Source organism: Micromonospora sp. FIMYZ51 (assembly GCF_038246755.1).
Classification (GTDB): domain Bacteria; phylum Actinomycetota; class Actinomycetes; order Mycobacteriales; family Micromonosporaceae; genus Micromonospora.
In genome coordinates, this window is the sequence record NZ_CP134706.1 from 5,516,687 (window position 1) to 5,531,262 (window position 14,576).

The 14,576-nt window shown below is 72.3% G+C and carries 11 protein-coding genes; 6 read left to right on the plus strand and 5 right to left on the minus strand.

Going from position 1 to position 14,576, the window contains the following annotated elements:
* Nucleotides 1-234: 234 nt before the first annotated feature.
* The 3 genes from QQG74_RS24615 (at nucleotide 235) to serS (ending at nucleotide 4,133) form a co-directional block, all read left to right on the plus strand.
* Complete coding sequence (locus QQG74_RS24615) at nucleotides 235-1,449, plus strand: saccharopine dehydrogenase NADP-binding domain-containing protein (protein WP_341717093.1); 1,215 nt, start codon at nucleotides 235-237, stop codon at nucleotides 1,447-1,449.
* Between the two features lie 151 nt (nucleotides 1,450-1,600).
* The gene (locus QQG74_RS24620; protein ID WP_341721355.1) at nucleotides 1,601-2,668 is read left to right on the plus strand and encodes a MerR family transcriptional regulator; all 1,068 of its coding nucleotides are present in this window, start codon (nucleotides 1,601-1,603) and stop codon (nucleotides 2,666-2,668) included.
* A gap of 184 nt (nucleotides 2,669-2,852) precedes the next feature.
* On the plus strand, nucleotides 2,853-4,133 hold the full coding sequence (gene serS / locus QQG74_RS24625) for a serine--tRNA ligase (RefSeq protein ID WP_341717094.1): 1,281 nt from the start codon (nucleotides 2,853-2,855) through the stop codon (nucleotides 4,131-4,133).
* Here the strand turns inward: serS and QQG74_RS24630 are convergent.
* Genes QQG74_RS24630 through QQG74_RS24645 form a run of 4 tightly spaced genes read right to left on the minus strand, consistent with a single transcriptional unit; the run spans nucleotide 4,120 to nucleotide 9,010 of the window.
* Nucleotides 4,120-5,112, minus strand: a complete 993-nt coding sequence (locus QQG74_RS24630) for a cytochrome c biogenesis protein CcdA (protein WP_341717095.1) — start codon at nucleotides 5,110-5,112, stop codon at nucleotides 4,120-4,122. The genes serS and QQG74_RS24630 overlap by 14 nt on opposite strands.
* Nucleotides 5,112-5,711 (minus strand): redoxin domain-containing protein, encoded by a 600-nt coding sequence (locus tag QQG74_RS24635; protein WP_341717096.1) that lies wholly within the window; start codon nucleotides 5,709-5,711, stop codon nucleotides 5,112-5,114. The genes QQG74_RS24630 and QQG74_RS24635 overlap by 1 nt, the downstream gene beginning before the upstream one ends.
* Nucleotides 5,712-5,771: 60 nt before the next feature.
* A complete protein-coding gene (locus QQG74_RS24640) occupies nucleotides 5,772-7,232 on the minus strand; it encodes an NADH-ubiquinone oxidoreductase-F iron-sulfur binding region domain-containing protein (RefSeq protein WP_341721356.1) in 1,461 nt (486 codons plus the stop codon).
* Nucleotides 7,233-7,234: 2 nt separating this feature from the next.
* Nucleotides 7,235-9,010: a hypothetical protein gene (locus tag QQG74_RS24645; RefSeq protein WP_341717097.1), complete on the minus strand. Its 1,776-nt coding sequence runs from the start codon at nucleotides 9,008-9,010 to the stop codon at nucleotides 7,235-7,237.
* 283 nt (nucleotides 9,011-9,293) lie between these two features.
* Here QQG74_RS24645 and QQG74_RS24650 point away from each other — a divergent pair, with 283 nt between their 5' ends.
* From QQG74_RS24650 to QQG74_RS24660, 3 genes are all read left to right on the plus strand, one after another.
* Nucleotides 9,294-10,742, plus strand: a complete 1,449-nt coding sequence (locus QQG74_RS24650) for an alpha-amylase family protein (protein WP_341717098.1) — start codon at nucleotides 9,294-9,296, stop codon at nucleotides 10,740-10,742.
* A 279-nt stretch (nucleotides 10,743-11,021) separates the two neighbouring features.
* Nucleotides 11,022-11,840 carry a L,D-transpeptidase gene (locus QQG74_RS24655; protein ID WP_341717099.1) on the plus strand — a complete coding sequence of 273 codons (819 nt, stop codon included), beginning with the start codon at nucleotides 11,022-11,024 and terminating at the stop codon, nucleotides 11,838-11,840.
* Nucleotides 11,841-11,965: 125 nt separating this feature from the next.
* On the plus strand, nucleotides 11,966-13,093 hold the full coding sequence (locus QQG74_RS24660) for a site-2 protease family protein (RefSeq protein ID WP_341717100.1): 1,128 nt from the start codon (nucleotides 11,966-11,968) through the stop codon (nucleotides 13,091-13,093).
* Nucleotides 13,094-13,303: 210 nt separating this feature from the next.
* On the opposite strand, the gene QQG74_RS24665 is transcribed toward QQG74_RS24660, so the two are convergent.
* The gene (locus QQG74_RS24665; protein WP_341717101.1) at nucleotides 13,304-14,539 is read right to left on the minus strand and encodes a D-arabinono-1,4-lactone oxidase; all 1,236 of its coding nucleotides are present in this window, start codon (nucleotides 14,537-14,539) and stop codon (nucleotides 13,304-13,306) included.
* Between the last annotated feature and the right edge of the window lie 37 nt (nucleotides 14,540-14,576).

Genomic DNA, 14,576 nt, shown 5'->3' on the forward strand with positions numbered 1-14,576 from the left:
CATCCGGCATCCGGCCCACCCCCACGGACGCGATTCCTCCCCGGTCCTGCGGCCGGCGGATACCCCACCGGCACCGGTTCACCCCTTCCGGGGGAACCCGGTTCACCCGGGCACCGGACGACGACACCGCTCGCGGCCCTCCGAGCCGTCCGGACGACATGCTGTTCGACCTGCTCAGGGCGGGAGCGGTAGGTGTGGGAGGCGGTCGGCGCGGCGGAGTGGGATGATCGCAAAATGGCTGCGGATCGGGCGTACGACATCGTGTTGTTCGGGGCGACCGGGTTCACCGGTCGGCTCACCGCGGAATACCTGGCCCGGCACGCCCCGGCCGGGCTGCGCTGGGCGATCGCCGGACGGAACCCGGACAAGCTGGCCGACGTCCGGGACCGGCTGGCCGCCATCGACCCGGCCCTGGCCGGCCTACCGCTGCTCACCGCCGACGTCACCGATCCGGCGTCGCTGCGCGCGGTGGCCGCCGACGCGCGGGTCGTGGCCAGCACCGTCGGGCCGTACGTCCACCATGGGGAGCCGCTGGTGGCGGCCTGCGCCGCCGCTGGCACCGACTACCTCGACATCACCGGCGAACCGGAGTTCGTCGACCTGATGTACCTGCGGCACCACGCCGAAGCGGTACGCACCGGAGCGCGGCTGGTGCACGCCTGCGGCTTCGACTCCATCCCACACGACCTGGGCGTCTGGTTCACCGTCAAGCAGCTGCCCGACGACGTGCCGATCACCGTCGACGGGTACGTGCGGGCGGGTGGACGGTTCTCCGCAGGCACGTACCACTCGGCGCTCACCGCCTTCTCGCGTACCGGCGAGGCGTCCCGGGCCGCCCGCGAACGCCGAACCGTCGAGCCTCGCCCGACCGACCGCCGGGCCCGCGCCGTGCCGGGGCGGCTGGCCCGCTCGCGCGATCTGCCGGTCTGGGCGGTACCGCTGCCCACCATCGACCCGCAGGTGGTCCGCCGCTCGGCGGCGGCCCGCCCGGAGTACGGGCCAGACTTCCGCTACCGGCACTTCGCCGCAGTCAAGCGGCTGCCGACCGTGCTGGCCGCCGGTGCCGGCCTGGGCGCCCTGGCCGGGCTGGTACGGCTACCGCCGACCCGGCGCTGGCTGTTCGGCCGGCTCGCCTCCGGCCAGGGACCAAGTGCCGAGCAGCGGGCAAAGTCGTGGTTCCGGGTCCGCTTCGTCGGCACCGGCGGCGGCCGGCGGGTGATCACCGAGGTGGCCGGCGGCGATCCCGGCTACGACGAGACCGCCAAGATGCTCGCCGAGTCGGCCCTCTGCCTGGCCCTGGACGACCTGCCAGCCACCTCCGGGCAGGTCACCCCGGTCATCGCGATGGGCGATGCCCTCCTGCACCGCCTCACCGCCGCCGACATCACCTTCCGCCTGCTCAACGACGCACCCAACGACGGATTGGACGAAGGAAGGGCCCCTTCTTAACGCCTGGTGCATAGGAAGGGCCCCTTTTTAACAACCCCGCCACTCGCCGCACCCCGCCGGCAATGCGGCGCTGCGGGTACGGCGGCGAGCAGCCCGGCGGGTTGACTCTCTACCAGGTTGAGGCGGCAGGATCTCGGACGTGGAGAGCGACCTGCGCAGCATCGGCGAACTGGCCCGGGCCAGCGGGCTGACGGTCAGCGCCCTGCGGTTCTACGATGCCGCCGGCGTGTTGGTGCCGGCCTGGGTGGATCCGGTGACCGGATACCGCCGGTACACCGACGACCAGGTGGCGCCGGCCCGGCTGGTGGCCGGGCTGCGCCGGGTGGGCATGCCGGTGGCCGAGATCGCTCAAGCGGTACGCGCCGAACCCGCCGACGTACACCGGCTGCTCGACGCGCATCTGCGCCGGCTGGCCGACGGTCTGGCCGACGCGCGCCAAGAGGTGTCCCGAATCCGGTCGCTGCTTCCCGCCGACCAGCCGTCGACCGCCACCCGGCTGGTCCTGGCCGGTGCCGACCTGGCCGCCGCCGTGGATGCCGTCCGGTTCGCCGTCGGCACCGATCCTGAGCTGCCGGCGCTGGCCGGGGTGCTGTTCGACGCGACGGAGCAGGGCGTACGCCTGGTCGCCACCGACCGGCACCGGCTCGCGGTGACCTGGGCCGACGCGGTGGTCCAGGGTCCGGCGGTACGCGCGCTCCTGCCGGTGACCGCCGTGGACGAGCTGCGCCAACTGCTGGACCCGGAGCCGACCGAGGTGCGGCTGACCATGCACGGTACGCAGGTCGTCGCCGAGGTCGTCGGTAGCCGGTTGCCGATCACCCCGCTGCCGTACGACTTTCCGGACTACCACCCGTTGTTGCCGCGCGCGGGCGACGGCGGCGCGACCCGCCGGGTATCGGTGGACGCCGCGCGGCTGGTCGCCGCGCTGCGGGCGGGCGAACCGACCCTGACCAGGGAGTACGCTGGCCGGCCGCGGCCGGTGACGGTGCTCGGCCTGCGCGGCGCGGACACGGTACGCCTGCTCGGCCCCGACGATCTCACCCGGGCCGACCCCGCTGAGCTGCACGTCGGCGTCAACGGCGACTACCTGCTCGACGCGCTCGACGCGGCGGGCCACCCACGACCGGTGCTGGAGCTGGGCGGCCCGACCGCCCCGCTGGCCATCCGCCGGCCGGACGACGAGGTCGCCTTCTCCATCCTGATGCCCATCCGGCTGTGACGCCCTGAGCCGGACCCGCCGCTGCGGCCCCAACGCGAGCCTGGTGGCTCCGCCAATGCGGACCTGGTGCCGGCCGGAGGCCGATCCGTCGCTGACGCGAGAGGTGGGTGCGGGAGGCGGGGCGTTGCGGGCACGGCGGTAGCATCCTCTGGTCGGCCCAAGCGACGGAGGCGTACGGAGCAGCATGCTCGACATGGAGTTGATCCGGAAGGATCGCGACGCGGTGGCGACCGCACTGGCGAAGCGGCTCGACGCCGCCGAGGTCGACCGGGCGCTGGACGCGATCCAGCAGCTCGACCGGGATCGTCGCCGGCTGATCAGTGAGATCGACGGGGAGCGCCAGCGCCGCAAGGCCGAGGCCCGGGCGTACGCACAAGCCAAGCGCGCCGGTGTCGAACCGCAGGTGACCAGCGAGGCGGGCCGCAAGCAGGTCGCCGAGTTGGAGGCTGAGCTCGACGAGGTGCAGTCCCGGCTGCGTACCGTGATGAGCGAGTTGCCCAACCTGCCCGCCGACGACGTGCTGCCCGGCGGCAAGGAGGCCAACCGGGTGGTCAAGACCTTCGGCGAGCCACCGGCGATCGAGAAGGTCCGCGACCACGTCGAGTTGAGCCGGATGTTGGGCCTGGTCGACCACGAGCGTGGCGTCAAGCTCGGCGGCTCCGGTTTCTGGATGTACACCGGCGTCGGCGCCCGGCTGGAATGGGCGCTGATCAACTGGTTGATCGAGCGGAACATCGAGGCCGGGTACGAATTCCTGCTCCCGCCGCACCTGCTGCTGGACACCGCAGGCTTCGCCGCCGGCCAGTTCCCCAAGTTCTACGACGACGTCTACCACCTGGACAAGCAGTCCGCGCCGCGTGGACAGTTCCTGCTGCCCACCGCGGAGACGGCGATCCTCGGCGCGTACCAGGACGAGATCCTGGACCCGGCGAAGCTGCCGCTCAAGGTGTTCGCGTACACCCCCTGCTATCGGCGGGAGGCGGCGGGCTCGCACTCGGACGAGCGCGGCACCGTCCGGGGACACCAGTTCAACAAGGTGGAAATCTTCCAGTTCGCCCTCCCCGATCAGGCCGACGCCGCGCTTGAGCAGATGGTCGCGCACGCGGAGAGCCTGGTCGAGGGCTTGGGCCTGCACTACCAGCGCAGTCTGCTCGCGGCCGGTGACTCCAGCGCGTCGATGCGCAAGACCCTCGACATCGAGGTCTTCATGCCGAGCACCGGCAAGTACAAGGAGGTCTCCTCGGTTTCCTGGGGCGGTGACTACCAGGCCCGTCGGGCGGCGATCCGCTACAAGGAGCCGGGCGGCAAGCAGACCCGCTTCGTACACACCCTCAACGGCTCGGCGCTGGCGACCAGTCGGCTCTTCCCGGCGATCCTGGAGCAGTTCCAGCAGCCCGATGGCTCGGTGCTGGTGCCGGAGGTGCTCCGGGACCGGCTCGGTACCGACCGCCTCACCCCTCGCTGACCGCCCCACCACCGGACGACGCGACGTGCGCCGCTTCGGTGCGCGCCGCTTCGGTGCGCGCCGCTTCGGTGCGCGCCGCTTCGGTGCGCGCCGCTTCGGTGCGCGCCGCTTCGGTGTTAATAGGGGGCCCTTCCTCTACCGCAGGCGTTAACAGGGGGCCCTTCCTTCGCAGCCAGGCGGTGAGGAGCAGCGCGGCGAGGAGGACGGCGAGCACGGCGGGGCCGGCGGTGTCCAGGGTGCCGGCGAGCCAGCGCTGGATGCCGGCGGCGGTGGTCACCACCGGGTCGGTGAGCGCATCACGGCGGCCGGCGAAGAGCCGTGCCTCGTACCAGCCGTACCAGGCGACGTAGCTGCCGGCGAGCAGCAGCACCAGGCCGCTGAGCCGGGGTGCCCAGGCGCCGACGCCGCGCAGCCGGGCCACCACCTCGCCGCGCACCAGCGCCACGCCGAGCGCGGCGACCGCCACCACCAGCCCCATGCCGAGGGCGTACGCGCCGAACAGCGCCAGCCCGCGCAGCGTCGAGCCGGCCTGGAGGCTGGTCACCACGGTGGCCAGGAACGGCGCGATGGCGCAGCCCAGCGAGGCGACCGCGTACGCCATGCCGAAGAGCACCATCGACGGCAGCGTGCGGGTCAGTCGCGGTGCCCGGGCCAGCGGGCGCGGGGTGGGCAGCCGCCGGCCGGCGAGCAGCCAGCAGCCGAGCGCCACAAGCAGCAGTCCCAACCCGACGGTGAACCACGGCAGCCGGGGCCGCAGCCAACCGGCGAGTGGGGCCAGCGCCAGCCCGAAGGCGCCGAACACCAGCACGTACCCGCCGGTGAGCGCACCCGCGGCGGTGAGCGCCCGCCGGATCGCGCCCCGCGTGTCGGCGGCACCGGCGACCAGCAACGACAGGTACGCCGGCAGCATCGCGAAGCCGCACGGGTTGACCGCGCCGAGCATGCCGGCGGTCAAGGCGAGCAGCAGTGGCGCCTCCATCAGCCGGCCAGCGCGGTGACTCGGCGGGTGAGGTCCTCCCCGTCCAGCCAACCCTGGTGGACCACCTTGCCGTCCCGGTCGATGATCACGAAGGTGCTCTGCTCGACGACCTCGAAGCGCCGCCAGATCGCCCCCGCCCGGTCGTCGAGCTGCGGCACCGGCTCAAGCTCGAACTCGGTGACGAAGTCGGTCATCGCCTTGTGCTCGCCGAGCCCGGCCACGCCGATGATCGGCACGGTGTCCCGGAAGCCGGGCGCGATCTCGGCCACCGTCCATGCCTGGCTGGCGCAGGCCGCGCACCAGGGCGCCCAGAACCAGAGCACCACCGGTCGGCCGGCCAGGCTGGCGCCGTCGAACGCCGCGCCGTCCAGATGCTTACCGGTGAACCGGAGGGTCTCCGGCACCGGCCCGGGGCTGGCCGGTCCGGTCGAGGGCGACCCGGTGGTGCCCTCCGCCGGGGTCGCGGCGGCCGTTGGGCCGGCCGGCGGGGCCGCCTCGGCGACCGGGTCGGCACCGCAGCCGGCGGTGGCCAGCACCCCGGCGAGCAGTGTGGCGACGATCGCGCCGGTGGAACGTCCCGTGGTACCTGCCGACCGCATCCGCGTCTCCTTCGGTTCGCTCAGCCGGGCCGGGCGCTCGGGCCGCCGCCGGCCACCCGCTCAGGCCCTTGTCAGCCGCAGCGCGAGTTCCGGACAGACCTTGACCGCCTTCGCCGCGCCCTCCCGCAACCAGGTCGGCACGGGAGTGGCCGGGAAGGCCGGGTATCCGTTGTGGTCGAGCCGGATGAAGTCCGGCACCACGTGGGCGCAGAGGCCGTGCCCGTCGCACCGGGACCAGTCCAGCACCAGCTTCTGCGGGTCCGGGTCGGGTGCGCCGGGCAGGCCCATCACGCCCTTGACCCGCCGGCCGCAGCCCTCGCCGGTGGTGTGCCGCTTCAGGTCGTCGGCGAAGACCTCCATCGCCGAGAGGGCGAAGCGGGACGTACCGTCGGGGTGGCTGCACGCGCCGCGGCCCTTGACGTCGCCGGCCGCGGCCCGGACCACCTCCACCGGCGCGCTGCCGGAGACGGCCAGGTCGACGGCGCGGGCCAGGTCGGGCAGGCCGCGTTTGCACGGGCCGCACTGCCCGGCGGACTCGCCGGCCAGGTAGCGCACCACCTGGGCGGCCTCGCCGAGCGGGCAGGTGTCGTTGGCCAGCGGCACGATGATGCCGGCGCCGAGGGTGCCGCCGACCGCGGCCAGCCCCTTGCGGGAGACCTCGGCCTTGTTCGCCGCCTCCCAGGTGATCCACTTGCCGTGGTAGCCGCCCATCAGGATGCCCGGCCCCTCGGGCACCTCGCAGAGTTCGAGGACCTCCCGCAGCGGCGTGCCGGCGGCGCACTCGACCACTGCGTGCCGCTTCGCCGCGCCGGTCACGCTGAGCAGCACGGTGCCGGGCTCGTCGTCGGTGCCGAGCGCCGCGTACTCGTACGGTCCGAGCCGGGCGGCGATCGCCATCTGGGAGTACGTCTCGGCGTTGGAGAGCAGGGTGGGCAGGTTGTTCACGCCGGAGTCGCTGGACCGCTTCTTGGTGCCGGGCGGGATGTGCGGCAACCCGTTGATCCCGTTGACGAGCGCACCGCCCTCGCCGCTGATGAACCGGTGCGGCACCGTCACCACGCTTGTCGGCACCGGCATCCGGCGCTCCTCCAGCGCCTCCATCAGGGAGTCCCGGCCGATCAGGTCGTCGGCCACGCAGAGCACGATCTCCTCGGCGTCGAGCGCGAACGCGGCCAGCGCGGCACCGTCGAGGATCAGGTGCGGGGCCCGGGTGAGGATGACCTTGTCCTTCCAGCTGGCCGGTTCACCCTCGGTGGCGTTCACCACCACCACCGGCGGCAGGTCCTGACGCTCGCAGGACTCCAGCACCGCGCGCAGTTTCCTGGCGAACGGGAAGCCCGCACCACCCTTGCCCTTGAGCTGGATGCCCTCGGCCAGGCCCAGCAGCACGGAGGGTTCCATCGGGCTGATCGGGCCGTGCACCATCTCGTGCGCACGCAGGTCGAGCCGGCCGAACTCGGCGAATCCGGCGGTGATCCGGGGCTCGCCGACGCAGGCCACCGGCGGCACCGTGGTACGCATCGTCACTTGGCTTCACCCCGCAGACCGGCCCAGTAGGCACCGTCGACACTGTCCGGGTCGGCCCGACGGCGACGCCGGCTCTCGGCGGAGGAGGCCCGGCGTGCCCGCCGAGAGGCGAGGTCGACGAGGGTCGGGGTGTCGTCCTCCTCCGGGGTGTACCGCGCCGGGGGCCGCCAGTAGTCGGTTTCCGCCTCCGGCACCTCGTCCTCGGCGCTGTGTCGTCCGCCGCCGCTGCGGGGCGCGGCGGAGATCGGCGTACCGGAAATGGGTGAACCGGAGATCGGCGCGCCGGAGATCGGGCCGGCGGAGATCGGTGCGCTCGACTCCCAGCGACGCGGGCTGTCCCAGGGCTCCTCCGGCTCGTCCAGGCCCAGGTCCGGCGGGGCCGAGTAGCGGCTGCGGGCGTCGCTGGCGGGCCGGGAGCGCCGGGCGGCACCGACCTCCTCGTCGTCGCGGCGGCGCCGGCCGACCGGCTCACGGTCGTCCGCCAGCAGCAGTTCCTCCTCCTCGCGGCGGCGCGTGGAGCGACGGCCCACCGGCTCGCGCTCCGCGTCCCGCCGGGCGGCCCGGCGCCGGGTCGGCTCCTCGTCGCGCCGGCTGCGGCGGCTGACCGGCTCCAGGTCCTCCTCGACCCGGGCCGACCACCGCTCCGATTCCAGTTCCTCGTCCCGGCGGCTGGTACGCCGGCCGGTCGGTTCCTCGTCGCGGCGTCGACGCGCCACCGGTTCGAGCAGTTCGGTCTCCCGGCGGACGACCCGCTCCAGTTCCTCCTCCTCGCGGCGCGCGGCCCGCCGGACCACCGGCTCCAACTCCTCGTCGCGGCGGTCCCGGCCGGGACGGGCCGGCTCGCCGAGCGAACCCGGCTGCGGCACCACCGGCACGGTGAAGCGTTCCGGGTCGTTGCGCCGGATGGTGGGGCTGGCCCAGGTGCCGGAGGTGGTGTTCGCCCAGCTGGTGTCGCGGCGGGCCCGCTCGTTCTCGCCGCCGCGCTTGGTCAGGGTGCCGAGCAGCGACTTGGGCCGGGTCTCCTCGCTACCCTTGCCGGCCATCGCCTCGTTGAGCGCGGCAGCCTGGTGCTGCTCGCGGCTGCGCCGTTGCAGGGTCACCGAGAGGCGCACGAGCAGCGCCACCACGACCAGCACCACGCAGAGGAAGTAGCTCAGGCTGACCCAGCCGGCGGGCGGGCGGCCGGCGCCCAGGCCGTGGAAGATGCCGAACGGCCAGGAGACGTACGCCATCGAATGCAGCGCCCGCCACACCCACTTGGGGCCGATGTCGGCGAACCGGGCCCGGATGATGCCGGTCCAGAGCACGCCGACCATGAGCAGCGCGGCGATGGTGCCGAGCCCGACGTAGAGGCCCCGGCCACCGACGAACGGCACGGCGGCGTCGGTCATTCCGGCCCGACCGGTGGCGATCTTCGTGATCACGTGGAAGCCGAGGCCGGCGACGCCGAGGATGCCGGTGGCCCGGTGGGCGGACTGAAGCAGGACCCGGTGCCGGATGAGCAGCACCAGCCGGTCGGTCGAGACCAGCCCCAACATCACGGTGATGCTCAGCGCGACGAGCGCGACGACACCGGCGAAGAACTCGGTGAAGAAGAAGCCCATCGCGTATGCCTGCTGACCGGCGCCGGTGAGCATGGTCAGCGCCCACAACACGGCGAGTCCGCACGCGGTCAGCGCCAGGATCTGGGCGCGGGACCGCACCCGGATCCCTCTGGTGCTGACGCTGGTACGGACGGCAGGCGGGTTCTCGTTCTGCGTAGCCCGGGCCACTGTGCTCCTCGATCGTCTCGCGGCGGCGCACCGCCGGCCGACCTGTTCCCCACACCAGTACGGCTCCGGACCCTCGGACGGATCAGCCCGCGAGAAAAAATTCTGGGCAACTTGTCGAACCGTCCCCGCACCCGGCGCGTGTAGGCGGCCCGAGCAGTCACTCATGTCCATACGTTGACAGTCAATGAAATCCGCTTGTAACCTTTCCGAAATTTTTCAGCCCAGCCTGCAAGATCTGGGCAAGGGCTCCATCACCCCCATCCCCCGCCCCCAGGAGCACCCGATGCATCGACGTCGACTCCGCCCAGCGCTCGTCGCGCTCGCCACGATCGCCAGCCTCCTCGCCCCCAACCTCGTGACGACGCCCCCGGCCATGGCCGCACCGGCCGGCGGCAAGAAGGTCATCGCCAACCTCTTCGAGTGGAACTGGCCCTCGGTGGCCAGCGAGTGCACCAGCACCCTCGGCCCGAAGGGCTACGGCTACGTCCAGGTCTCGCCCCCGCAGGAGCACGTCCGCGGCAACCAGTGGTGGGTGGCCTACCAGCCGGTCAGCTACCGGATCGAGTCCCGCAAGGGCACCCGCGAGCAGTTCCGTTCCATGGTGGCCACCTGCCAGGCAGCCGGCGTGAAGGTGATCGTGGACGCGGTCATCAACCACATGTCCGGCCAGGCGAACGGCGGCACCGGCTGGGCCGGCTCGTCGTACCAGCACTACGTCTACCCGGGCATCTACCAGGCGCAGGACTTCAACTACTGCGGTCGCAACGGCAACAACGACATCGCCAACTACCACGACCGGTACGAGGTGCAGTACTGCGAACTGGTGAACCTCGCCGACCTCAAGACCGGCTCGGACTACGTCCGGTCCCGGCTGGCCGCGTACCTCAACGACCTGCTCTCGCTCGGCGTGGACGGCTTCCGGCTGGACGCCAGCAAGCACATGCCCGCCGCCGACATCGCAAACATCCTCAGTCGACTCGACCGTCGGCCGTACATCGTGCAGGAGGTGATCTTCGGCGCGGGCGAGCCGATCACCCCGAACGAGTACACCGGCAACGGCGACGTGCACGAATTCCGCTACGGCAAGGACCTGGCCCGGGTCTTCCGCTCGGAGCGGCTGGCCTACCTGCGCAACTTCGGTGCGGGCTGGGGCCACCTGCCCAGCGGCGTCTCCGCCGTCTTCATCGACAACCACGACACCCAGCGCGACGACGGCGGCGTGCTCACGTACCGCGACCGGGGCATCTACGCGCTCGCCAACGCCTTCATGCTGGCCTGGCCGTACGGCTCGCCGTCGGTGATGTCGAGCTACACCTTCAACAGCCGGGACGCCGGCCCGCCCTCGGACGGCACCAACAAGACGTTGAACACGGTGTGTTACTCGGGTTGGGAATGCGAGCACCGCTGGCCGGTGATCGCGAACATGGTCGGCTTCCGCAACGCCACCGAGGGCACCGGGGTCAGCAACTGGTACGACAACGGCAACAACCACATCGCCTTCAGCCGTACCGGCCGGGGCTTCATCACCATCAACGACGAGGACGCCGCGGTCAACGGCCGCTCGTACTACACCGGCCTACCCGCCGGCCGCTACTGCGACATCATCCACGGCACCTACTCAAACGGCACCTGCACCGGCCCGATCATCACGGTCGACGCCAACGGCTGGTTCCCCGCCAACGTCCCCGCCCACGACGCAATAGCCATCCACACCTCCGCCCGCCTCCCCTAACCCACCCACCCCACCCCTCCCCCACCCCTCTCCCCTCTCCCTCCCCTCACCCCCACCCCACCCGCCGCGTTGATCATGAGGTTAGCGGCACTTTGACGATCAAATACCGCCGCTAACCTCATGATCAACCGGGAGGGTTGGGGGTTGGGGGTTTGGGGGGGAATGGGAGGGTTTGGGGGTAGGGTGAGGGTGTGGGGGTTGGCGTGGGGGCGGTGGGCGGTTGTCGCCATCAGTGCGTCCCTCCTGGTTGTGGGGGGTGTCGCCTATGGCGGGTGGAGGTTGACCTCGCTGCCCGGGGCGGCACCGGTGGCGCGGCCGGACGACCTGACTTCCCGGCCCGTCGGCGAGGCGACGACGCCCGCCGCTGACGAGGCGCCAGGCGGTCCGGCTGCGGTGCCTGCGCCGGACTGGCTACCGGAGATCGACTACGACCCGGCACCCGCCGGCTTCCCCGCCGACCCGGACACCCTGGACACCACACCGTTGACCGAGGGGGTACGCCCCGACCGCCGGCTCGCCGTCTACGACGCGCCCGGCGGACGACCGCTGGCCTTCCTGATGCCGACCATCCGTGGCGTTGAGCTGACCGTACCCGTCGCGCAGCGGGAGGCTGGCTGGACGGCCGTACTGCTCCCCTCGGCCAACCGCAGACTGGCCTGGCTGCCACCCGGCGGCTTCCGTACGGTCCCACTGGTCGACCAGATCGTGGTGGAGCGGGTGCCGTACCGGCTGACCTGGTACCGCGACGGCGAGGCGAAACGCAGTTGGCGGCTCAGTCTGGGCCAGCCCGGCCAGGAGACGCCACTCGGCCGGACCTTCGTCCTGGGCCGCACCCCACCACCGGAGGCGGTCTACGGCGGCGTCGACATCCTCGCCCTCGGCTCGATCCCCGATGACCCGGACGCGGTACCCGCAGGTCTGCGGGGCGCGCACATCGGCATCCACACCTGGTACCACGACGGCGAACTGGGCCGGTCGACCACGAACGGCTGTATCCGGCTGACCAGCAGCGGCCAGCGGCTCCTGCTGGAGCAGCTGCGTCCGGGCACGCCGGTGGTGGTCGTCGACGAGCTACCCACCCCACCCCCGACCGCCTGATCCCCTCCCGGTGACCTTCCGCCTGCCGGTGCTCCCGTTGGGCGTGCCCAGGCAAACGGTCAGGACGGTCGTAGCGGGACGTTCGGCCCTGGCATGGGATCAGTTTCCAGGGGTATCACCTGGTCATGAGGGCGAGTTTCCGGCTCGGCCGGATCGTGGGCGTACCGGTGGGGGTCAACTGGAGCGTCCTGGTCATTTTCGGGCTGATCTGGTGGGGGCTGTCGGCAAACCTGTTTCCGCAGTCGTACCCGGGCCGCTCCGGCGTGGCGTACCTCTTCGCGGGATTGGCCGCGGCGGTGGTCTTCTTTCTGGGGCTGCTCGCCCACGAGGTGTCGCACGCGGTGGTGGCGAAGCGTAACGGGCTGGGCGTCGAGGGGATCACCCTGTGGCTCTTCGGCGGGGTCGCGCAGTTGCGTGGTGAGGCCCGTACCCCGGGGGCGGAGCTGCGCATCGCCGGCATCGGTCCGCTGGTCAGCCTGATCATCGGCGGCTTCTTCGGGGCGATCGCGATGTTGCTCGGCATCGCCGGGGTGCAGGGGCTCTGGCTGGGCGTGATGGCCTGGCTCGCCGGCATCAACCTGCTGCTGGCGGTCTTCAACATTCTGCCGGCGGCGCCGCTGGATGGTGGCCGGCTGCTGCGCGCGGCGGTCTGGAAGGGCACCGGGGACCGGGTTCGGGCGACGGTGGTCGCGGCCCGGGCCGGTTGGGTGTTCGGCGTGGTGCTGATCGGGTTCGGGCTCTGGCGGTTCCTCACCGGTGCCGGCGTCGGCGGGCTGTGGCTGGCGCTGATCGGCTGGTTCCTGATCGGGGCGGCAAGCCTGGAGGAGCGGCAGGCCCGGGTGGGCAGCGCGCTGCGTGGGCTACGGGTCGCCGACGTGATGACTCCGCAGCCGCAGACCGCCTCGGGCGAGATGACGGTGGCCGACTTCGTCGACAACTATCTTTTCGCGTACCGGCACACGGCGTTGCCGCTGACTGCGGACGGGCGGCCGGTCGGCCTGGTCACCCTCGACCGGGTCCGTGGCGTCCCGAGTGACCAGCGGAGCAGCACCACCCTTGAGGCGGTGGCCTGCCGGGCCGAGGACCTGGTGCTCGCCTCTCCCGACGAACAGCTCACCGACCTGCTGCCCCGGCTCAGCGAGTGCGCCGACGGCCGCGCCCTGGTGGTCACCGAGGGTCGCCTGATCGGCATCGTCTCGCCAAGCGACATCAGCCGCGCCGTCCAGCGCGGCCACCTACGCGATCATCCCTGACCGCCCCGCCGCCTCCACCCCTCAGCACCGCCGATCTTGCACTCTCGGTCGGGACAAATACCCAAGAAAGTGATATACCGGCGACTAAAAGTGCAAGATCGGCGCGGGGAGGGCGCGCGGGGAGGGCGCGCGGGGAGGGCGCGCGGGGAGGGCGCGCGGGGAGGGCGCGCGGGGAGGGCGCGCGGGGAGGGCGCGTGGGTGGGGGCGGGGTCAGCGGGGGAAGAGGTGGTCGAGTTCCTCGGTGCGGAAGGTGGCGGTGGGGTCCAGGCGGGATAGCAGGGCGGCGAAATCGGTCCAGTGGGGGTAGGTGGCGGCGATCTCCTCGGTGGGGATCGTGAAGACCTTGCCCCAGTGCGGGCGGGGCGCGAAGGGGGCGAGGGCGCCCTCGACCGCGGCGACCACCGGCAGCACCGCCGAGGCGTCGGCGATCCAGGTGAAGTGGATGGCGAGGCTGTCCCGGCCCTGGTTCGGGCTGAGCCAGAGCTCGTCGGCGGCGACGGTACGCAGCTCACTGGTCTGCGACACCGGGGCGATCAGGTGCGCCACCTCGTCCAGCGCGGCGAGTGCGTCGGCGGCCACGGCCCGGGGCAGGTGGTACTCGGACTGCAACTCCTCGCCGCTGCTCGGGGTGAAGCCGAGCCGGAAGTGCGGCAGCCGCTCGTGCCAGGGGCCGGCGACGCCGAGCTGCTCGGTGCAGTTGACCGTCGGCATGCCGGGCACCGGGTGCCAGGGCCGGTCGGCCGCCGTCGTGCCCAGCCAGCCCGCCGGGGGTGGCGGCTGGTCCGCCAGCTGCTTGCGCCAGACCTGGGTGCCGCGCGTCGAGCGCCAGTCGGTGAAGACACTGACGCTGTACGCGGAGTCGAGCGCCTCGTCCAGGGCGGCGCGGGGCAGGTCGAGCTGGACGTACTGGCGGATGTCGAAAGTGGGCAGCACGTCCAGGGTGAGCCGGGTGACGATGCCCAGCGCGCCGAGCGAGACGACCATCCCGGGGAAGTCGGCGCTGCCGCGCTGCACGGTGCGCAGCTCCCCCGACGCGGTGACCAGTTCCAGGCCGGCGACCGCAGTGGCCAGGTTGCCGATGACCGCGCCGGATCCGTGGGTGCCGGTGGCCACCGCGCCGGCCACCGAGATGTGCGGCAGCGAGGCGAGGTTGGCCAGGGCGTACCCCCGCTCGTGCAGCCAGGTGGCCAGCTCGCCGTAACGCATCGCGGCCGGCACCTCGACCTGCCGCCGTGCTTCGTCCAGGCGTACGGTGGCCGGCAGGCCGGCGAGGGTGACCTGATCGCCTGTGGTGTCGCCGAGCCGGTTGAAGGAGTGTCCGCTGCCCACCGCGCGGATCCGGTCGCTGCCGGCGACCAGCTCGCGCAGCTCATCGACGGAGGACGGCCGGTGGTACGCCCGGGCGGCGTAACGGACGTTTCCCGCCCAGTTGCGGTGCGTCGACACTGCGACCCCCTTCTCCGCGCCGACGGTTACCGTCGGT

Bases quoted from the DNA above. Each gene is read 5' to 3' on its own strand.
- QQG74_RS24615 (WP_341717093.1), top strand. From the start codon at position 235: ATGGCTGCGGATCGGGCGTACGACATCGTGTTGTTCGGGGCGACCGGG.
- serS (WP_341717094.1), top strand. From the start codon at position 2,853: ATGCTCGACATGGAGTTGATCCGGAAGGATCGCGACGCGGTGGCGACC.
- QQG74_RS24630 (WP_341717095.1), bottom strand. From the start codon at position 5,112: ATGGAGGCGCCACTGCTGCTCGCCTTGACCGCCGGCATGCTCGGCGCG.
- QQG74_RS24635 (WP_341717096.1), bottom strand. From the start codon at position 5,711: ATGCGGTCGGCAGGTACCACGGGACGTTCCACCGGCGCGATCGTCGCC.
- QQG74_RS24640 (WP_341721356.1), bottom strand. From the start codon at position 7,232: ATGCGTACCACGGTGCCGCCGGTGGCCTGCGTCGGCGAGCCCCGGATC.
- QQG74_RS24650 (WP_341717098.1), top strand. From the start codon at position 9,294: ATGCATCGACGTCGACTCCGCCCAGCGCTCGTCGCGCTCGCCACGATC.
- QQG74_RS24660 (WP_341717100.1), top strand. From the start codon at position 11,966: ATGAGGGCGAGTTTCCGGCTCGGCCGGATCGTGGGCGTACCGGTGGGG.